The following is a 17,214-nucleotide window of genomic DNA, read 5'->3' as shown; positions in this document are numbered from 1 at the left end:
CATCGACCTCCTCGGCGGTGAAACGAGCTCTCCTCGTTACCTACCCGCCAGTAGCCTCTTGCATCGCGGGAAGCGCGATGTGTACGGCCGTCCCTTCGCCGGGGGAGGAGACGATCCGGCACCGGCCGCCGTGCGCCTCCACGATGGCCTTCACGATCGACAGGCCGAGCCCCGCCCCGCCGTACAGGTGGTCCTCTCCGCGCTGGAAGCGGTCGAAGGCGCGTTCGGCCTGCTCCGGGCTCATCCCCGGCCCGGTGTCGCGCACCTCGATCGTCACCGACTCCGGGGCGCGCAGCAGCCGTACGGCGGCCCGGGTGCCCCCGGGGGTGTGCGCTCGCACGTTGCCGAGCAGGTTGACGAGCACCTGGCGGACCCTGGCCTCGTCCACCGTCGCGACCAGGGACGGCGGCGCCTCCACCGTGACCGGGTGCGCGGGGTCGAGGGCGGCCGAGTCGGCGGCCACCTCACGGGCCATCTCGGCCAGGTCGATCTCGTTGAGCGCGAGCGCGGTGCCACGGTCGAGCCGCGCGAGTTCCAGCATCTCGCCCACCAGGCGGCCCATGCGGTTGGCCTCGGCCTCGATCCGCCCCATGATCTTGGGCAGGTCCTCGGCCGGGATCGCCCCGGCCCGGTACAGCTCCGCATACCCGGAAATGGTCGACAGCGGGGTGCGCAGCTCGTGGGAGGCGTCGGCGGCGAAGCGGCGCACGCGGTCCTCCGACGCCTGGCGGTCGCGGAAGGCGCCGGCGATCCTGTCGAGCATGAGGTTGATCGCGGCGCCGAGCCTGCCGACCTCCGACGGTCCCTCGGGCATCCGGGCCGACAGGTCGACTCGCTCGGCCACGAGATGGGCGGTGCGCGCCATCTTGCCGAGTGGCGCCAGGCCGCCGGCGATCAGCAGCCGGCCGCCCGCGGCCAGCAGCAGGATCAGCACCCCGCCGGTCGCCAGTTCGCTGATCAGCAGGTGGCGCACCGGGTCGTCCACCGCGTCCAGGGGCACCGCGATGACCATCAGCCGCAGACCGCTCGGCGACATCGCCGCGGCCGCGATCAGCTCGTGTCCGCCGCTCGGGTCGAGGTCGAAGGTGCGGCCCTGCGCCGCGTACGCCAGCAGCCTGTCCCTGCCCAGCGCCTCGGTCAGGCCGGGCACGGCCGCGGCCTCGTCCGCGTCGCCGCTGACCAGATGCGCGTGCTGCTCGGAGAGGTTGTAGACCGCGAGGGCGTAGGTCGAGCCGGTCAGCGCCTGCGCGAGCGGGTCCCCCTCGACCACCCGGCGCGCCGCCGTGACGGTCGCCGCCACCACCTGTCCCTCCAGCCGCGTACGCAGGTGGCCGCGCAGGACGACGACGCTGACGAGGGAGAACACGACCAGCAGGACCGCGCTCACTCCGAGCAGCCCGGCGAGCAGGCGCGTCCTGAGCGACATCACCGGTCCGTCACATGTCCTGGGCCGGGCGCAGGGAGTATCCGATGCCGCGCTGGGTGTGGATCAGCGGTGGGCCGAGCGGGTCGAGCTTGCGGCGCAGATAGGAGATGTAGGTCTCCAGCACCTGCGAGCTCCCGCCGTAGCCCCAGACCTCCTCAAGCAGGCGCCGCTTGGTCAGCACCAAGCCGGCGTTGGCCATCAGGAAGGCCAGCAGGCGGAACTCGGTCGGCGACAGCTCCACCGGGACGCCGCCGCGCCGCACCTCCCAGCGCGCCTCGTCGAGCTCCAGGTCGGCGACCCGGAGGATCGGCCCGTGCGCCCGCTCGGCCGCCTCCGGCACGGTCGTACGGCGCAGCACGGCGCGGATCCGCGCGACCAGCGCCTCGACCGAGAACGGTTTGGTGACGTAGTCGTCGCCGCCGAGGGTCAGCCCGCGCACGGTGTCGGCGACCGCGTCGCGGGCGGTCAGGAAGATCACGGGAGGGTGCACGCCGTCGGCCCGGATCCGCCGGCACACCTCGAAGCCGTCGATGTCGGGCAGCATGACGTCGAGGACGACCAGGTCGGGCTGGTTCCTCAGCACCTCGCCGAGCGCCGCGGCCCCCGTGCCCACGGCCGTCACCCGGAAGCCGTGGAACCTGAGGGCGACTTCCACGATGTCCCGGATGTTTGGCTCGTCCTCGACGACGAGGATCCTGGTTTCACTCATGGGGGACCCATTGTGCAGGTAGAAGGCATTTGTCGCACAATTCGGGTCTCCGTGGCCGCTCCGCGCGGCACTCGTGCGTCAGCGCGGGACGCGGGCCACGCAGAACACGGTCTGGCCGAACGGCGGACGGACGAACCGCTCGATGAGCCGGGTCAGCGGCACGACGGTGCGGTCGTAGATCTTGACGAGCCGGGGGTCGGGGTAGCCCACGCCACCCCGCCGCACGGCCGCCCACCAGGCGATGCCGCCGAGGAAGTTGATCGGCTTGAGCACCTGCACGTCGAGGCCGGCGGCGGTGACCGTCTTGCGCAGCGTGGCGGGGGTGTAGCGGGTGACGTGCCCCACCTTGCGGTCGAAGTCCCCGTAGAGCTGCATGTAACCGGGCACCCAGATGATGATCCGGCCGCCGGGAGCGGTCACCTTGGCCAGTGACCGCAGCGCCTCGGCGTCCTCCTCGATGTGCTCGAGGACGTTCATCATGACGACGGTGTCGACCGGGTCGGCCAAGGGGATCTCGGTCGGCAGGCCGAACTGGAGCACCGACACGTCGTCGCGGTCGGCGAACCTCTTGCGCAGTTGCTCCACGCAGTAGGGATCGAAGTCGCTCACCACGAGCCTGTCCAGGCGCGGCAGGAACTGCTCGGCGAAATGCCCGAGACCCGACCCGATCTCCAGGAGCGACCGCCCGACGTGCGGCGCGACCATGTCGAACTCGTACTGCCGGTAGTTCTTGGCCTCGTCGCCGCCGAGGTGGTTCTCCAGAGCCTCGTCCCCGGCCGCCGGCTGGACTACTCGGTCATACCCAGACATAGGATCCTCGATCTGCACGCTGACGGTCGTGGAAAGTGTAGTGCCCGCCCCATCGGCGGGCGTCCGCTTCGCCGGAGGGGCCGCCGACGGGAGCTCCGGGCGGCACGGTTGTTCCGGCGGCACCGGCGGCACTGTGAATCTTTCCGCGGCACCGTTCTTTCGGATCTTTCGGCGGGCGCTGTGGACGGGATGCCCGCCTGATCGTAGGCTTCACCTCCGTCCCGACCCCCGATTGCCCCCTTATGGACGACGACGAGGCAGTGACCCGCGCCCTGGCCGGTGACCTTGACGCCTACGAGGTGCTGGTCACCCGATACAGCGCGGTCGCCCACCGTACGGCGAGCCTGCTCGGGGCGGCCGACGAGGCGGAGGACGTCGTCCAGGAGGCGTTCGTCAAGGCGTTCCGTCACCTCAAGGGCTTCCGCCGGGGTTCGTCCTTCCGCCCCTGGCTGCTGCGCATCGTGGCCAACGAGACCCACGACCTCACCCGGTCACGTGGCCGCCGCTCCGACCTCGCCGTACGGCTGGGCCGCGAGCGGGAGCCGTACGGACCAGGGGATCCCGAGGACCCGGAGGGCGCGGCCGTGGACGCCGACGGCAGGACCCGGCTGCTGGAGGCCGTACGCGCGCTGCCCGACGGGGAACGCGAAGCCGTGGTCTGCCGGTATTTCCTGCAGTTGTCCGAGGCGGAGACGGCCGAGGTCCTCGGCGTGCGGCTCGGCACGGTCAAGTCGCGGACGTTCCGGGCCCTGCGGCGCCTGCGGGAGGAGGTGGGCCGTGAGCACTTCGGATGACAGCGATCCGATCGCACCGGAGGACCTCGAGGCGCGGCTCCGGGCCCTCGGCGAGGGGCTGGCCGTGCCCCCCGTGCCGCCTCCCGCCGACGTGGCGCGTGCCGTACGCGCCCGCATCGAAAACAGTGGGGCCGACGACAGGGCACGGCGGCGGGCCGCGTGGCGGCCGTCGCCGCGCGTCGCGGCAGCGGCGGTGGCGGTGCTGATGGCCGTGCTGCTCGGGGCCACGCCGCAGGGCCGGGCCGCGGTCGTGTCGGTGCTGCGCTTCGCGGGCGTCGAGATCCACGTGGGCGGCGCCGGACCGCTGCCCACGGGAGTGCCGGGCCCGTTGCCCGGCGAGCGCCGGGTGACGCTGGAGGAGGCGCGGCGGACCGCCCGTTTCCCGGTCGCCGTGCCGTCCGCGCTCGGCGAGCCGTCCGACGTCCGCCTCGCCGACGGTGGCCGTGTGGTGACACTCCTGTGGCCGGGCGTCCGGCTCGACGAGTTCGACGGCACGCTGGGCGTCGTCTGGCACAAGGAACTCGGAGAACCGTTCCCGGAGCAGGTGGGCGTCGTCGGCGGATGGTGGATCCCGCGGTCTCACGGCGTGTCGTACGTGCCCTCGGGCGGCGGCGCGCCGCGCGAGGAGCGGGTGGCCGGGCCGACGCTCATCTGGCAGCACAAGCTGGTCGGGCTGCGGCTGGAGGGGCCGGACCGCGCAGAGGCGCTGCGGATCGCCTCCTCGGTCCGATGAACCGGAGACTCACTCGGGGGAGGCGAGCCAGGCGTCGATCTCGCTCAGCAACTCCTTCTTGACCGCGTGGGGCGCCGTCGACGACCGGATCGACTGCCGGGCGAGCTCGGCGATCTCCGCGTCGCCGAAGCCGTAGGCGTCCCGCGCGAGCTCGTACTGCGGCAGCAGCCGGGCGCCGAACAACAGCGGGTCGTCGGCGCCGAGGGCGATCGGCACCCCGGCCTCGAACAGCCGCCGCAGCGGCACGTCCTCGGGGCGTTCCGCCACCCCGAGGCCCACGTTGGACAGCGGGCACACCTCGCAGGTGATCTGCCGGTCGGCCAGCCGCTCCATCAGGCGAGGCGACTCGGCCGCGCGCACGCCGTGGCCGATCCGGTCGGCGCCCAGGTCGTCGAGGCATTCGGCGACGCTCTCCGCGCCCAGCAACTCGCCGCCGTGCGGCACGGCGAGCAGCCCCGCACGCCTGGCGATCCGGAAGGCGTGCTCGAAGTCCCTGGCCCGGCCGCGCCGCTCGTCGTTGGACAGGCCGAAGCCCACCACGCCCTTGCCCTCGTACCTGGCCGCCAGGCGGGCCAGCGTCCTGGCGTCGAGCGTGTGCCGGATGCGGTTGGCGGCCACGATCACCGCCATGCCGATCCCGGCCTGCCTGGCCGCCTTCTCCGTCGCGTCGAGGACGAGTTCGAGTGTCTCGGTCAGCCCGCCGAAACGCTGGGCGTACCCGGACGGGTCGACCTGGATCTCCAGCCAGCGCGACCCCTCCCGGGCCTCGTCCTCGGCGGCCTCGCGCAGCAGCCGGTAGACGTCCTCGGGCCGGCGCAGCACCGACCGTGCGATGTCGTACAACCGCTGGAACCGGAACCAGCCGCGCTCGTCGGTCGCCCGCAGTTTCGGCGGCCAATCCTCCACCAGCGCGTCGGGGAGGTGGACGCCCTGCTCCCGGGCGAGCTCGATCAGCGTCGAATGCCGCATCGAGCCGGTGAAGTGCAGGTGCAGATGTGCCTTGGGGAGCGTGTCTAGTGGACGTGCCATCTCCATATGTTGCCGCATGTCGCTCTCAACCCGTCGCCGGGTTGGCGCGTTGGGGAGGGACGAAAGGGGAGCTCATGACCGAAGAAGACGAGGCGGCCTTCGACGAGTTCCTGGCCGCGCGCAGCACCGCCCTCCTGCGCACCGCGATTCTGGTCTGCGGCGCCTCGGCGTCCGACGCCGAGGACATGGTCCAGAACGCGCTGGAGAAGGTCTACAGGCACTGGCCGCGCATCCGGCACGACAACCCCGAGGCGTACGCGCGCCGGGTCGTGGTGAACGGCGCGATCAGCAAGGCCAGGCGGCGCAAGGTGCTCCAAGAGATCACCTTCGCCCAGCCGCCGGAGACACCCGTGGAGTCGCCCGACCTCGGCCTGCGGGACGTGCTCGTCACCGAGCTCAGGAAGCTGCCGGCCCGGATGCGGGCCGTACTGGTCCTGCGCTACTGGGAGGACCTGTCGGAGGCCGAGACCGCGGCGCTGCTCGGCTGCTCCGTCGGCACCGTCAAGAGCCAGGCCGCCCGCGGTCTGGCACGCGTGCGCGCACGCATGGAAAACCTGGAAGGAGCGTCCGCATGAACGTCGAAGAGGCGCTGAGGGATGCCATGGCCGCTCAGGTCGCCGGCGTGCACGCGCCGCCGTCGCTGGGCCAGGCCGTGCGGCGGCGCAGCCGTCGCCACGTCGTCAGGTTTCGTACGGCGGGGGCGGCCGTGCTCACCGCTGCGGTCGCCGTGGGCGTGCCCGTGGCGTTGACCGCCCGGCCCGACGCCGCCCCGCCCGCCGGCAGCCTCGCCGGGACCGGCGCCACCGGCCCGGGAGTCCCGGCCGCGTCCGCGGTCTCCTCCGGCGACACGGTCGCCACGCCGGAAGGGGTCGTCCCCGACGTGGTCGGCAAGAGCGCCGCGGAGGTCAACGCCCTCCTGAAGGAGGCGGGCTACACGGTGCGCGTGACGAAGGTCGTCACCGACGAGGCCCCGGCAGGGACGGTCTTCGCCCAGATGCCGCAGCCGGGGACGGCCGCTCCCGCCGGGGCGGCGGTCACGATCACGATCGCCACAACGGCCGGCCCGACCCCATCCACCACGGAGGGCACGCAGGACCCGCAGATGCCCCAGGACCTCGGCGACCTCGGGGACGGCAGGACGCTCGGCGGCGTGCACGTCGGCTACCTGCCCGAAGGGCTTGAATGGGGCAAGTGGTCCGGCAAGGACGGGTTCGGCAAGCGGAGCTACACCACGAGCTGGGTGGAGCCCGGGCTCGAACCCGGCATGTACAGCGTCCAGATGATCGTCTATCGGAAGGACGCCGCGAGCGTGCTGGCCAAGCGCATGCAGGGCTACGCCGCACAGGGCGCCGAGCCGGTCGAGGCCGGCGGCAGAAAGGCCTACCTGGTCAGCCTGTCGGAGGGCGGCGACCGGATCCTGGACGGCGGCACCCGGACGATCGTGTGGACCCTCGCTCCCGGCGTCGGGGTCGAGGTCATGATCAGCCCTGACTACGCGGCCAAGCTCGGCAAGGCGGCGGCCGACAGGGAGCTCAAGAAGATCGCCGCCGGAGTCACCCTCGACAAGTGACCCCGTCCCGTTCCGCGCCTCCGCGTCCCCAGCGGGCCCGGAGGCGCGGCCGCCCCGGGCTGACCCGACCGCCGCAGTGGGTCATCTTCGTACTGCTTTCGACAGGTCGTCGGCATGACGAAGGCCCGGTCCCACGTGGTGGGGACCGGGCCTTCGTGCCGGGTTCGCGAGGTCCTGGTGGCCTCGATGACGCTCAGTGCGCCTCGGCCAGGAGCTTGGTCACCCGGCTGACGCCCTCGACCAGGTCGTCGTCGCCCAGCGCGTACGACAGGCGGAAGTAGCCCGGGGTGCCGAACGCCTCGCCGGGCACCAGCGCGACCTCGGCCTCCTCCAGGATGAGCTCGGCCAGCTCGGCCGAGGTCTGCGGGCGCCTGCCGCGGATCTCCTTGCCCAGCAGCGCCTTGACCGACGGGTACGCGTAGAACGCGCCGAACGGCTCGGGGCAGACCACGCCGGGGATCTCGTTGAGCATCCGGACCATGGTCTGACGGCGCCGGTCGAACGCCGCGCGCATCTGGGCGACGGCCGACAGGTCGCCGGAGACGGCCGCGAGCGCGGCGGCCTGGGCGACGTTGGAGACGTTCGAGGTGGCGTGGGACTGCAGGTTCGTCGCCGCCTTGACCACGTCGGACGGGCCGATCAGCCAGCCCACCCGCCAGCCGGTCATCGCGTACGTCTTGGCCACGCCGTTCAGCACGACGACCCGGTCGCGCAGCTCGGGCACGGCGGTGGCGATGCTGGAGAACTTCGCCTCGCCGTAGACCAGGTGCTCGTAGATCTCGTCGGTCACGACCCACAGGCCCTTGTCCAGCGCCCAGCGGCCGATCTCCTCGACCTGGGCGGGGGAGTAGACGGCCCCCGTCGGGTTGGACGGCGAGACGAACAGCAGGACCTTGGTGCGGTCGGTCAGCTTCTCCTCGAGCTGCTCGACCGAGGCCAGGTAGCCGGTCGTCTCGTCGGTGACCACGTCGACCTGGACGCCGCCCGCGAGCTTGATCGCCTCCGGGTACGTCGTCCAGTAGGGCGCCACGACCAGGACCTCGTCACCGGGGTCGAGCAGTGTGGCGAACGCCTCGTAGACCGCCTGCTTGCCGCCGTTCGTCACCAGGATCTGGGCGGCCTCGACCTGGAACCCGCTGTCGCGCAGAGTCTTCTCGGCGATCGCCTGCTTGAGCTCCGGCAGGCCCCCGGCCGGCGTGTACTTGTGGAACCTGGGATTCCGGCACGCCTCGACGGCCGCCTCGACGATGTAGTCGGGCGTGGGGAAGTCGGGCTCGCCGGCGCCGAAGCCGATGACCGGGCGACCGGCCGCCTTCATCGCCTTGGCCTTGGCGTCCACGGCCAGAGTCGCGGACTCGGAGATCGCGGATATGCGTGCGGAGATGCGAGGTCGGGTCATGCCTCCATCGTTCCAGACGCGCCACGCGGTTTCGTCTCCATATCCAGGATGCGGACGGGTTCGCACGGTAGCTTTAGACCGCACAGGAACGGCACCCGGGCCGCCTCCGGGCGGTGCGGCGACCATGTGGTTCGACGGAGTGGTGAATCCCGCGTACACTTCACCGACTAGTGGGCCACGTGAACGCCACGGCGGACGCTTCGACGCGTTTCTCGGGTATCGTGGTGCACGGCTTAGGGCACTAGCGCAATTGGTAGCGCACCGGTCTCCAAAACCGGCGGTTGGGGGTTCGAGTCCCTCGTGCCCTGCGGAGTGCGGTCCGCGCAACAATGGCGTGAAAGCGCGCCGCAACTGCGACGGACACGACGGATCAGGTGAGGACTGTGGCGATCGACACCCGCGGTGAAACCGCTGGCAAGCCAGGCAAGCCGACCAGTGAGAAGAAGGCAAAGCGCACCTCGCCCGCTCTGTTCTACCGGCAGGTCGTCGCCGAGCTGCGCAAGGTCATCTGGCCCCGGCGCAATGACCTGATCTCGTACACGGTAGTTGTCCTGGTCTTCGTTGTGATCATGGTTGGGCTCGTGTTCGGGATCGATACGCTGCTGGGTAAGGCAGTGCTCTGGCTCTTCGGCGGATCCTGATCCCGCCCGAGACGTCACAGCACGTCAAGACACCAAGCGAAGAAGGAAGAGTCCCGTGTCCGAGTCCCCGATGCCGGCCGACCGCTCCCATGACGAGCATGACGAGTGGGGCACCGAGCAGGACGAGGCCGTAGCAGAGGTCGAGGAGACCACGGTCGCCGACTCAGACGGCGGTGACGGCGGCGAAGACTCGGCCGAGGCCGCCGCGCAGGTCGACGAGGACGGCGACGTCCTCCCGGATGTCGACCCGGTCGAGGAGTTCAAGCGTCAGCTTCGCGGCCAGTTCGGCGAGTGGTACGTCATCCACTCGTACGCCGGTTACGAGAACCGCGTGAAGCAGAACATCGAGAGTCGTATCGGGTCACTCAACATGGAGGACTTCATCTTCCAGGTCGAGGTGCCGACCCACACGATCACGGAGTTCAAGGGCGGCAAGAAGACTCCGATCAAGGAGCGCGTGCTTCCCGGTTACGTTCTGGTCCGGATGGACCTGACCGACGAGTCCTGGGCCGCGGTGCGCAACACGCCCGGTGTGACCGGCTTCGTCGGCCTGTCCAACAAGCCGAGCCCGCTGAACCTCGACGAGGTCGCCAAGCTGCTCGCCCCGGAGCCTTCCGAGGAAGTCAAGAAGGCCACGGCCAAGACGACCACCGCGACCGTCGACTTCGAGGTCGGCGAGTCCGTCACGGTCATGGACGGGCCGTTCGCCACGCTGCCGGCCACGGTCAGCGAGATCAGCGCCGAGTCGCAGAAGCTCAAGGTCCTCGTCTCGATCTTCGGTCGAGAGACCCCGGTCGAGCTGTCGTTCAACCAGGTCTCGAAGATCTGACCGCCTCGCGTAGACTCGATAGCCGTCCTCACGCACGCCCTGCTTCGGCGTGCCTGTGAGGCTTTTGTAGGACCAAGGACCCGGAGAAGGACAAATGCCTCCAAAGAAGAAAGTCGCGGCACTGGTGAAGGTCCAGCTTCCCGCTGGACAGGCCACCCCCGCGCCGCCGGTCGGTACCGCGCTCGGTCCGCACGGCGTCAACATCATGGACTTCGTCAAGCAGTACAACGCGGCGACGGAGGCCCAGCGGGGCAACATCATCCCCGTCGAGATCACCATCTTCGAAGACCGCTCCTTCACCTTCATCACGAAGACGCCGCCGGCGCCCGAGCTGATCAAGAAGGCCGCCGGTCTGCAGAAGGGCAGCGCGAACCCGCACAAGGACAAGGTGGGCAAGCTGACTCGCGAGCAGCTTCGCCAGATCGCCGAGACCAAGATGCAGGACCTCAACGCGAACGACGTCGAGGCCGCCGAGAAGATCATCGCCGGCACCGCCCGCTCCATGGGCATCACCATCGCCGACTGACTCTCAGCCTCATCAAACGCAGTGGGAGGGCTGGCGCAGGCCCGGACCACGATCTCCACGAGGAGCATGAAGTGAAGCGCAGCAAGAACTGGAAGAACGCGGCGGCCGAGGTCGACCGCGCGGCCCTGTACAACCCGCTCGAGGGCGTACGGCTGGCCAAGAAGACGGCGACCACGAAGTTCGACGCGACCGTCGAGGTCGCCCTGCGGCTGGGCGTCGACCCGCGCAAGGCCGACCAGATGGTCCGCGGCACCGTCAACCTCCCGCACGGCACCGGCAAGACCGCCCGGGTCCTGGTCTTCGCGACCGGTGACCGTGCCGAGGAGGCCCGCGCGGCGGGCGCCGACATCGTCGGCTCCGACGAGCTGATCGACGAGGTGTCCAAGGGCCGTCTCGACTTCGACGCGGTCGTCGCCACCCCGGACATGATGGGCAAGGTCGGCCGTCTGGGCCGCGTGCTCGGCCCCCGCGGCCTCATGCCGAACCCGAAGACCGGCACCGTCACGCCCGCCGTGGCCAAGGCCGTCACCGACATCAAGGGCGGAAAGATCGAGTTCCGGGTCGACCGGCACGCGAACCTGCACTTCATCATCGGCAAGGCGTCCTTCGACGACCGTCAGCTCGTGGAGAACTACGCCGCGGCGCTGGACGAGGTGCTGCGTCTCAAGCCGTCGGCGGCCAAGGGCCGTTACCTCAAGAAGGTCACCTTCACCACGTCCATGGGCCCGGGCATCCCGGTCGACCCGAACGTGACGCGGGCGATGACCGCCGAGATCGACGCCTGAGCCGTCACCCAGGCCGATAACGACGACGGAAGCCCCCGCCCTTTCCGGGCGGGGGCTTCCGCGCGTCCGCCGATAATCAGACGGCGAATAAACTCGGCCCGTGACCGAAGAGCGCAGCGATTCCGTCGATCACATCCTCGACCAGTGGCGGCGCGAGCGGCCCGACCTGGACCTGTCGGCTATGGGGGTCTTCGGTCGCCTCGCCCAGGTGGCCCGGGTGGTCGAGGGCCGGGTCGAGGAGGTACTCAACCGGCACGGCCTGCGCTCAGGGGACTTCGACGTGCTGGCCGCGCTGCGCCGTTCCGGCCCGCCGTACACGCTGATCCCGTCCGAGCTGTCGGACATGGTGATGATGTCGCGCGCCGGCATGACCAGCCGGCTCGACCGGCTGGAGGCCGCCGGACTGGTCGAGCGCAGTCTCGACCCGGCCGACCGGCGCAGCTTCAAGATCACGTTGTCGGATAAGGGGCGCGAGGTCATCGACGCGACGCTCACCGACCACGCGGCGAACCTCGCCCGGCTCGCGTCGGGGCTGGCCCCGAAGGACGCCCTGACGCTCGATCGGTTGCTGCGTGATCTCCTGACCGCCCTCGCGTAGGCCGTACTCAGGCCCGGCTCTGCCGCACGCCGCGGCGCCAGACCTCGCGGAGGGCGCGTGTGGCGGTGATGTCGCGAGTCGGATCGCCGTCCACCAGCAGCAGGTCCGCGCGCAGGCCCGGCGCGATCCGGCCCCGATCGTGCAACGCGAACAGCCGTGCGGGGACGGCGGTGGCCGCGGCGAGCGCCTCCTCACAGGTGAGGCCCGCCTCGGTGAGCAGCGCCAGTTCGCGGTGCATGCTCACGCCGTGCGGCGGAGCGAGGAAGTTGGCGTCGGTGCCCGCCACGATGGCCGCGCCCGCGGCGTGCAGCGCCCGGGCCGCGCCGAGGGCGTTGACGAGGCCCCGCGGGTGCACCGGGACCGCCCCGGGGTCCCTGCGCGCGGTCCCGGCCGACCCCTCCGGCAGGCGTGACGCGATGCGCTCGTCCTCGAAGACCTCCGCGGCGCCGTCGCCTCCGTTGACGACTTCGATGTAGCTGAGCGTGCTGACCACGAAGACGCCCTGCCGCGCGATGCGCGCGGCCAGTTCGGCCGCGTACGGATCCTCGGGCCCGAGATCGTGGAAGACGTGGGTGAGCGCGTCGACGCCCGAGTCGAGGGCGATGGCGGCCTCCCGGGCGGTGGCGATGTGCGCGACGGCCATGAGCCCCGCCGCGTGCCCGGCCTCGACCAGGGCTGCCACGACGCCGGGGGACAGGACGGGCAGGTCCAGCCCGGCGGTGGAACCGTCGTCGATCACGATCTTCAGGTAGTCGGCGCCCTCGGCCAGCCGCGCCTCGACGAACGCCTCGGCCTCGCCCGCGTCCGCGATCGTGTCGAAGGGGCCCACGGCATCGCCCAGGTGCGACAGTCCGGCCGCCTCGGCCACCATGATCTGGCTGGGGTGCCCTCCCGGCGCGGTCGCGAGCACTCCCGAACTGCGCAGGTCGGCCACGTCGTCGCGGTCCGCCGCGAGCCGCCGCTGCCTGGCCAGGTTGGACGGCAGGCAGAACATGTCGAGTTCGGTGGTCACCCCGAAGGCCAGCGCCTGGGCGAGCATGCCGTCGGAGACGTGCGTGTGGGCGTCGAGCAGTCCGGGGAGCAGCGTCCCGCCCGAGCCGTCGATCTCGGCGTCGGTCGGGCCTCCGTCCCACTCCGCGATCCGGTCGTCCTCGATCAGCACGTCTGCCCGGGGAATGGCACGCTCCCCGTCGAACACCCGCACGTCCTTGATCAGCGTACGCATGGCTCTCCTTCACCGTCCGTTTTTGGTTCCGCGTCAGATAGTACGAAGTCTAACTATAAGAAGGCAAACAAGTGCGATGTGGAGGTTTTGTGCACAGCTCATGGGGGTTTGCACCGGAGCGGCGCGCCGATGGCGTTAGGCGCATAGGGTCAAGGGCAGGTAAAGGGGGACACCGAAGGGATGGACACAATGCGACGACTACTGGTGGCCGCCGGGGCGGTGGCCACGATCACGGTCGCGGGATGCGGGACGACCGCGACTCCGTCTCTCGAGAACGCACAGCTCTCGGCGGCCGAGGTCATCCAGCAGACCGCGCAGAAGGCCGACGACGTCAACACCTATGCCGCGGACCTCGTGGTGAACGTCACCGACGCCAAGGGCGGTCAGGGAGGGGTCGTTCAGGGCACCATGCTCTACCAGAAGACCCCGCAGATCGCCTCGGACATCAACCTCAGCCAGGTGGCGTTCAACGGGCAGAGCGTGCCCGGCGGCGTGCGGGTGATCCTCCAGGGCGACGTGGCGTACGTGAAGCTCGACATGCTCAAGACCCTGGTGGGCGCCACCAAGCCGTGGATCAGGCTCGACCTGAAGCAGCTCGGCTCGCAGGCCGGCGTGAACATCGACCAGTACCTCGCCCAGGCCCAGCAGTTCGACCTGAAGACGAGCGTGGCCATGCTCACGGCGTCCAAGGACGTCAAGTCGGTGGGCAGCGAGCAGGTCGGCGGGGTGGACACGACCCACTACTCGGGCTCGTTCCCGGTGGACGAGGCGGTCAAGCAGCTTCCCGAGGACCAGCGCGGCCGCATGCAGGGCGAGCTCGCGAACGCCAAGGACGTCAAGTTCGACGCCTGGATCGACGCCCAGGGCCTGCCGCGCAAGGTCGAGCTGAACGGCGGCAAGCCGGACGCCGGGACGTTCAAGGCCACGGCGATGTTCAAGTCGTTCAACGAGCCGGTCTCGATCGAGGCGCCGGCCGCCGACCAGGTCGGTGAGCTGCCGCAGACGCTGCCGCACACGACGCAGCAGTCGCCCGGCGCCGGAAGCTGATTTGGCGTCCTGCCGGTTGACAACGTAGTCTGTCTCCTGCCGAAGACCGCCGGTCGTCACCGGGCGTGCAGCCCAGTGACCGAAGGATCCACGTGAGTGGACGGCCCGCGTAGGTGTGGAGACGCTTGAGGACGTTCGACGTCCGTCCAAGCCCCGTGCGCCTGCGCCGGGGCTTGTCTGTTTTTCTGAGGGCCTTCGCCGGCGGCACATCTGGAAGGAGGCCCATGGCGAAGGCGGAGAAGAGCGTCGCGATCGCCGAGCTCGAGAGTGAGTTCGAGGGATCCAGCGCCGCCGTTCTGACCGAATACCGCGGTCTCACCGTCGCTCAGCTCAAGCAGCTGCGCGTCTCTCTCGGTGGGAATGCGAAGTTCGCCGTGGCGAAGAACACGCTTACCAAGATCGCGGCCAACAACGCCGGGATCACCGTCCTGGACGATCTGTTCCAGGGCCCGACCGCCATCGCGTTCGTCAAGGGCGACGTCGTGGAGGCGGCCAAGGGTCTGCGTGACTTCGCCAAGGCCAACCCCCTCCTGGTGATCAAGGGCGGTGTCGTCGACGGCAAGTCGATGAGCCCCGACGAGATCACGAAGCTTGCCGACCTTGAGTCCCGCGAGGTGCTCCTCGCGAAGCTGGCCGGCGCACTGAAGGCCAAGCAGTCCCAGGCTGCCGCCACCTTCGCCGCGCTGCCCACCACGATGGCTCGACTGGCCGAGGCTCTGCGCGCCAAGCGCGAAGAGGCCGGCGAGTAGGTCCGCGCAGCGGACGGGGGAAGCGCGCACCGCGGTCCCTTTTCACGTTTTTTGCTAGATCCACTGGAGGAACACATCATGGCGAAGCTCAGCACCGACGAGCTGCTCGAGACCTTCAAGGAGATGACCCTCCTTGAGCTGTCCGAGTTCGTGAAGGTCTTCGAGGAGACCTTCGACGTCAAGGCCGCCGCTCCGGTCGCCGTCGCCGCCGCGGGCGTCCCCGGCGCTCCGGCCGCCGCCGAGGAGGCCGAGGAGCAGGACGAGTTCGACGTCATCCTCGAGGCCGCCGGCGACAAGAAGATCCAGGTCATCAAGGAGATCCGCGCCCTGACGAGCCTGGGCCTCAAGGAGGCCAAGGACCTCGTGGACGGCGCTCCGAAGCCGGTCTTCGACGGCAAGGTCAACAAGGAGCAGGCCGAGAAGGCGAAGGCTGCCCTCGAGGGCGCCGGCGCCACGGTCACCGTCAAGTAAGACGGCCTCGTAACACGCTTCACCGAAGGGGCGGGTCCATCCAGGTGCCGGATGGGACCGCCCCTTTCGCATGCCCGGACCCCGTACGAGATCCAGACCCTATGGGCAGGGCGGGCCCGTTGATCTATCGTGCGGAAGTAGGATCCGCGCGACGTGAACGGGCCGAGACGACCGGGTGCTCAGGAGGTGCGGGAATGCGGCGCGCGCTGACCGTCGGGCTCGTCCTCCTCGTGGCCGCGCTCGCCCTGGCGGTCCACTCTCTCGCCCGGGCCCGTGCGGAGGCACTCGCGGCGGCGCAGGACCGCGAGATGGCCGTACGGGCCGCCGCGGCGCACGCCGTGAGCCTCATGTCGATCGACCACCGCCGCATCGACGACGACATCAAACGCGCCCTGGCGACCTCCACGGGCCCGGAACGGGCGCAGTACGCCGCCGGGCAGGCGGCCCTGAGGGCCGCCACGCTGAAGAACAAGGCCGTCCAGACGGGCGTCCTGCGGGCCTCCGCGCTCGCCTCCCTCGACGGCGACCGGCGCACGGCACAGGTGCTGATCGTCGGCGATGCGGTGATCCACTGGGAGGACGGCAGGAAGGCCCCTCCGGAGGAGCGCTTCTTCCGCTGGCGCATGGACGTCACGAAGGCCTCGGGCCTGTGGCTGGTCTCGCGGGCGGAGCTGGTGCAGTGAGGCGCCTGCTGCGGGCGCTGGCGGTCCTCGTGGCGGCCGGGCTGGCCGTCGCCGCCGTGTGGCTGCTGCTCGACCTGCGCCGCGTCCAGGCCGCCGAGAGGGCGTCCAGGGAAGCCCTCTCGGCCGCCCGATCCTACGCCCCGGACATGTTGTCGTACGACTACCGTACGATCGAGCGGGACATGCTGAGGGCGGGCGCGCACGCCACCGGGCAGCTGGCGGAGCACTACCGGACGCTCGCGGCGACGCTCGGGCCGCAGGCGCGCGAGCGGCGGACGGTGCAACACGCGGTGGTGGCCGCCGCCGGCGTGGAGTCGGCGACGCCGGAAGAGGTCCGGGTGCTGCTGTTCGTGAACATGGTCACGACGCGGTCGGGCCCGGGTCAGGAGGAGCCGAAGCAGCAGGTCAGCCAGGGGAGGGCGCGCCTGGTCATGGTGACGCAGGGCGACGGCTGGCGGGCCTCCCGGCTGTCCACGCTCCTGGGTGACACGCCCGTTCCCTGAGCCCGAGGCTAAATTGTTAGCAAAGAACACGTTTAGGCCGTGCCAGTGGCTGGGTATGCAGGGCATGGCGGCGTCGACCGACGGTCAGCGTTGGGTCGTTCGCGTGACTGAGCGTTACCCGTCTCCGGTCCCGGGTAGGGACTGGATCCCCGGTGCTCGCTCGGTCCCGAGGGCGGGAAAACCCAGCGTGACGCCTGTCGGTTAGGCGAAATGTCGACTCTCGGGCTTGACGTTTCGGCGCTGACGGGTGATGCTGCCACCAACGTGGAGCGCAGAGCGATAGCGGAGTGGACAGGTGTATGCCGATCGGCTACACTGCCCCTTTGCGCTGCCCTTTGACGACCGTCTCTCTGAGTAACTCTTAGTCCTGGTCGTCTGGCGTGCGTGTAGTCAGTCCGCGAGCCCTCGGAAGGACATCTGTTGGCAGCCTCGCGCAACGCCTCCGCCGTACCCGCTGGTCCCCGAACCGTGTCGTTCGCACGCATCGAGGAGCCGCTCGAAGTACCCGACCTTCTCGCCCTGCAGACCGAGTCCTTTGATTGGCTGCTCGGGAACGAGAAATGGAAGGGCCGGGTTGAGGCGGCTCGCCAGGCCGGGCGCAAGGACGTCCCGGCCCAGTCGGGTCTCGAAGAGATCTTCGAGGAGATCAGTCCCATCGAGGACTTCTCCGGAACCATGTCCCTGTCG

21 protein-coding genes and 1 tRNA gene are annotated in these 17,214 nt (G+C 70.2%); 16 read left to right on the top strand and 6 right to left on the bottom strand.

All coding sequences use genetic code 11. The features are described 5' to 3' along the window. Positions 1 to 40: 40 nt before the first annotated feature. From HHX35_RS34700 to HHX35_RS34690, 3 genes are all read right to left on the bottom strand, one after another. Positions 41 to 1,426 carry a cell wall metabolism sensor histidine kinase WalK gene (locus HHX35_RS34700; protein ID WP_182902878.1) on the bottom strand — a complete coding sequence of 462 codons (1,386 nt, stop codon included), beginning with the start codon at positions 1,424 to 1,426 and terminating at the stop codon, positions 41 to 43. A gap of 10 nt (positions 1,427 to 1,436) precedes the next feature. Beyond that, complete coding sequence (locus tag HHX35_RS34695) at positions 1,437 to 2,135, bottom strand: response regulator transcription factor (RefSeq protein ID WP_139580506.1); 699 nt, start codon at positions 2,133 to 2,135, stop codon at positions 1,437 to 1,439. 78 nt (positions 2,136 to 2,213) lie between these two features. Further along, positions 2,214 to 2,945 carry a methyltransferase gene (locus HHX35_RS34690; RefSeq protein ID WP_182902877.1) on the bottom strand — a complete coding sequence of 244 codons (732 nt, stop codon included), beginning with the start codon at positions 2,943 to 2,945 and terminating at the stop codon, positions 2,214 to 2,216. 242 nt (positions 2,946 to 3,187) lie between these two features. On the opposite strand from HHX35_RS34690, the gene HHX35_RS34685 reads away from it, so the two are divergent. Both HHX35_RS34685 and HHX35_RS34680 read left to right on the top strand, forming a co-directional pair. Beyond that, positions 3,188 to 3,739 carry an RNA polymerase sigma factor gene (locus tag HHX35_RS34685; protein WP_182902876.1) on the top strand — a complete coding sequence of 184 codons (552 nt, stop codon included), beginning with the start codon at positions 3,188 to 3,190 and terminating at the stop codon, positions 3,737 to 3,739. Further along, the gene (locus tag HHX35_RS34680; RefSeq protein ID WP_182902875.1) at positions 3,723 to 4,472 is read left to right on the top strand and encodes a hypothetical protein; all 750 of its coding nucleotides are present in this window, start codon (positions 3,723 to 3,725) and stop codon (positions 4,470 to 4,472) included. Before HHX35_RS34685 ends, HHX35_RS34680 begins: the two co-directional genes overlap by 17 nt. A 9-nt stretch (positions 4,473 to 4,481) precedes the next feature. On the opposite strand, the gene HHX35_RS34675 is transcribed toward HHX35_RS34680, so the two are convergent. Then, entirely contained in the window at positions 4,482 to 5,501 is a 1,020-nt protein-coding gene (locus tag HHX35_RS34675) for an adenosine deaminase (protein WP_182902874.1), read from the bottom strand. 74 nt (positions 5,502 to 5,575) lie between these two features. Here HHX35_RS34675 and HHX35_RS34670 point away from each other — a divergent pair, with 74 nt between their 5' ends. Together HHX35_RS34670 and HHX35_RS34665 are read left to right on the top strand one after the other, a co-directional pair. Continuing rightward, positions 5,576 to 6,076: a SigE family RNA polymerase sigma factor gene (locus HHX35_RS34670; RefSeq protein WP_079319144.1), complete on the top strand. Its 501-nt coding sequence runs from the start codon at positions 5,576 to 5,578 to the stop codon at positions 6,074 to 6,076. After that, entirely contained in the window at positions 6,073 to 7,071 is a 999-nt protein-coding gene (locus tag HHX35_RS34665) for a PASTA domain-containing protein (RefSeq protein ID WP_182902873.1), read from the top strand. The genes HHX35_RS34670 and HHX35_RS34665 overlap by 4 nt, the downstream gene beginning before the upstream one ends. A 193-nt stretch (positions 7,072 to 7,264) precedes the next feature. Here the strand turns inward: HHX35_RS34665 and HHX35_RS34660 are convergent, their stop codons facing one another. Further along, positions 7,265 to 8,470: a pyridoxal phosphate-dependent aminotransferase gene (locus tag HHX35_RS34660; protein WP_182902872.1), complete on the bottom strand. Its 1,206-nt coding sequence runs from the start codon at positions 8,468 to 8,470 to the stop codon at positions 7,265 to 7,267. A 235-nt stretch (positions 8,471 to 8,705) separates the two neighbouring features. Between HHX35_RS34660 and HHX35_RS34655 the strand changes: the two genes are divergently transcribed. From HHX35_RS34655 to HHX35_RS34630, 6 genes are all read left to right on the top strand, one after another. Continuing rightward, positions 8,706 to 8,778: transfer RNA gene (locus HHX35_RS34655), tRNA-Trp, on the top strand. Between the two features lie 75 nt (positions 8,779 to 8,853). Further along, positions 8,854 to 9,111: a preprotein translocase subunit SecE gene (secE, locus tag HHX35_RS34650; protein WP_030510284.1), complete on the top strand. Its 258-nt coding sequence runs from the start codon at positions 8,854 to 8,856 to the stop codon at positions 9,109 to 9,111. Between the two features lie 55 nt (positions 9,112 to 9,166). Continuing rightward, on the top strand, positions 9,167 to 9,940 hold the full coding sequence (nusG, locus tag HHX35_RS34645) for a transcription termination/antitermination protein NusG (RefSeq protein ID WP_310739507.1): 774 nt from the start codon (positions 9,167 to 9,169) through the stop codon (positions 9,938 to 9,940). 94 nt (positions 9,941 to 10,034) lie between these two features. After that, complete coding sequence (gene rplK / locus HHX35_RS34640) at positions 10,035 to 10,466, top strand: 50S ribosomal protein L11 (RefSeq protein ID WP_139580512.1); 432 nt, start codon at positions 10,035 to 10,037, stop codon at positions 10,464 to 10,466. A 71-nt stretch (positions 10,467 to 10,537) separates the two neighbouring features. Next, the gene (rplA, locus tag HHX35_RS34635) at positions 10,538 to 11,251 is read left to right on the top strand and encodes a 50S ribosomal protein L1 (protein ID WP_182902871.1); all 714 of its coding nucleotides are present in this window, start codon (positions 10,538 to 10,540) and stop codon (positions 11,249 to 11,251) included. Between the two features lie 100 nt (positions 11,252 to 11,351). Continuing rightward, on the top strand, positions 11,352 to 11,849 hold the full coding sequence (locus tag HHX35_RS34630) for a MarR family winged helix-turn-helix transcriptional regulator (protein ID WP_182902870.1): 498 nt from the start codon (positions 11,352 to 11,354) through the stop codon (positions 11,847 to 11,849). A 7-nt stretch (positions 11,850 to 11,856) separates the two neighbouring features. Here the strand turns inward: HHX35_RS34630 and HHX35_RS34625 are convergent, their stop codons facing one another. Next, positions 11,857 to 13,074: an amidohydrolase family protein gene (locus HHX35_RS34625; RefSeq protein WP_182902869.1), complete on the bottom strand. Its 1,218-nt coding sequence runs from the start codon at positions 13,072 to 13,074 to the stop codon at positions 11,857 to 11,859. Between the two features lie 189 nt (positions 13,075 to 13,263). Between HHX35_RS34625 and HHX35_RS34620 the strand changes: the two genes are divergently transcribed. From HHX35_RS34620 to HHX35_RS34595, 6 genes are all read left to right on the top strand, one after another. Beyond that, positions 13,264 to 14,121: a DUF1396 domain-containing protein gene (locus tag HHX35_RS34620; protein WP_182902868.1), complete on the top strand. Its 858-nt coding sequence runs from the start codon at positions 13,264 to 13,266 to the stop codon at positions 14,119 to 14,121. Between the two features lie 224 nt (positions 14,122 to 14,345). Continuing rightward, positions 14,346 to 14,870, top strand: coding sequence for a 50S ribosomal protein L10 (gene rplJ / locus HHX35_RS34615; RefSeq protein WP_182902867.1), 525 nt, complete (start codon positions 14,346 to 14,348; stop codon positions 14,868 to 14,870). Positions 14,871 to 14,948: 78 nt separating this feature from the next. Next, entirely contained in the window at positions 14,949 to 15,341 is a 393-nt protein-coding gene (gene rplL / locus HHX35_RS34610) for a 50S ribosomal protein L7/L12 (RefSeq protein ID WP_139580518.1), read from the top strand. A 194-nt stretch (positions 15,342 to 15,535) separates the two neighbouring features. Further along, positions 15,536 to 16,024, top strand: a complete 489-nt coding sequence (locus HHX35_RS34605; protein WP_182902866.1) for a hypothetical protein — start codon at positions 15,536 to 15,538, stop codon at positions 16,022 to 16,024. Next, positions 16,021 to 16,527 carry a hypothetical protein gene (locus HHX35_RS34600; protein ID WP_310739506.1) on the top strand — a complete coding sequence of 169 codons (507 nt, stop codon included), beginning with the start codon at positions 16,021 to 16,023 and terminating at the stop codon, positions 16,525 to 16,527. Before HHX35_RS34605 ends, HHX35_RS34600 begins: the two co-directional genes overlap by 4 nt. Before the next feature lie 420 nt (positions 16,528 to 16,947). Continuing rightward, a partial coding sequence (locus HHX35_RS34595; RefSeq protein WP_139580521.1) for a hypothetical protein occupies positions 16,948 to 17,214 on the top strand: 267 nt, incomplete at its 3' end.

This window comes from Microbispora sp. H10830 (genome assembly GCF_014161375.1).
GTDB lineage: Bacteria > Actinomycetota > Actinomycetes > Streptosporangiales > Streptosporangiaceae > Microbispora > Microbispora catharanthi.
This window is presented reverse-complemented; position numbering and strand designations above follow the sequence as displayed.

What these genes read in the sequence shown, in the direction of transcription:
- HHX35_RS34700 (WP_182902878.1), bottom strand. Translation starts at nt 1,426, where the DNA reads ATGTCGCTCAGGACGCGCCTGCTCGCCGGGCTGCTCGGAGTGAGCGCG.
- HHX35_RS34695 (WP_139580506.1), bottom strand. Translation starts at nt 2,135, where the DNA reads ATGAGTGAAACCAGGATCCTCGTCGTCGAGGACGAGCCAAACATCCGG.
- HHX35_RS34690 (WP_182902877.1), bottom strand. Translation starts at nt 2,945, where the DNA reads ATGTCTGGGTATGACCGAGTAGTCCAGCCGGCGGCCGGGGACGAGGCT.
- HHX35_RS34685 (WP_182902876.1), top strand. Translation starts at nt 3,188, where the DNA reads ATGGACGACGACGAGGCAGTGACCCGCGCCCTGGCCGGTGACCTTGAC.
- HHX35_RS34675 (WP_182902874.1), bottom strand. Translation starts at nt 5,501, where the DNA reads ATGGCACGTCCACTAGACACGCTCCCCAAGGCACATCTGCACCTGCAC.
- HHX35_RS34670 (WP_079319144.1), top strand. Translation starts at nt 5,576, where the DNA reads ATGACCGAAGAAGACGAGGCGGCCTTCGACGAGTTCCTGGCCGCGCGC.
- HHX35_RS34665 (WP_182902873.1), top strand. Translation starts at nt 6,073, where the DNA reads ATGAACGTCGAAGAGGCGCTGAGGGATGCCATGGCCGCTCAGGTCGCC.
- HHX35_RS34660 (WP_182902872.1), bottom strand. Translation starts at nt 8,470, where the DNA reads ATGACCCGACCTCGCATCTCCGCACGCATATCCGCGATCTCCGAGTCC.
- rplK (WP_139580512.1), top strand. Translation starts at nt 10,035, where the DNA reads ATGCCTCCAAAGAAGAAAGTCGCGGCACTGGTGAAGGTCCAGCTTCCC.
- HHX35_RS34625 (WP_182902869.1), bottom strand. Translation starts at nt 13,074, where the DNA reads ATGCGTACGCTGATCAAGGACGTGCGGGTGTTCGACGGGGAGCGTGCC.
- HHX35_RS34620 (WP_182902868.1), top strand. Translation starts at nt 13,264, where the DNA reads ATGCGACGACTACTGGTGGCCGCCGGGGCGGTGGCCACGATCACGGTC.
- rplJ (WP_182902867.1), top strand. Translation starts at nt 14,346, where the DNA reads ATGGCGAAGGCGGAGAAGAGCGTCGCGATCGCCGAGCTCGAGAGTGAG.
- rplL (WP_139580518.1), top strand. Translation starts at nt 14,949, where the DNA reads ATGGCGAAGCTCAGCACCGACGAGCTGCTCGAGACCTTCAAGGAGATG.
- HHX35_RS34605 (WP_182902866.1), top strand. Translation starts at nt 15,536, where the DNA reads ATGCGGCGCGCGCTGACCGTCGGGCTCGTCCTCCTCGTGGCCGCGCTC.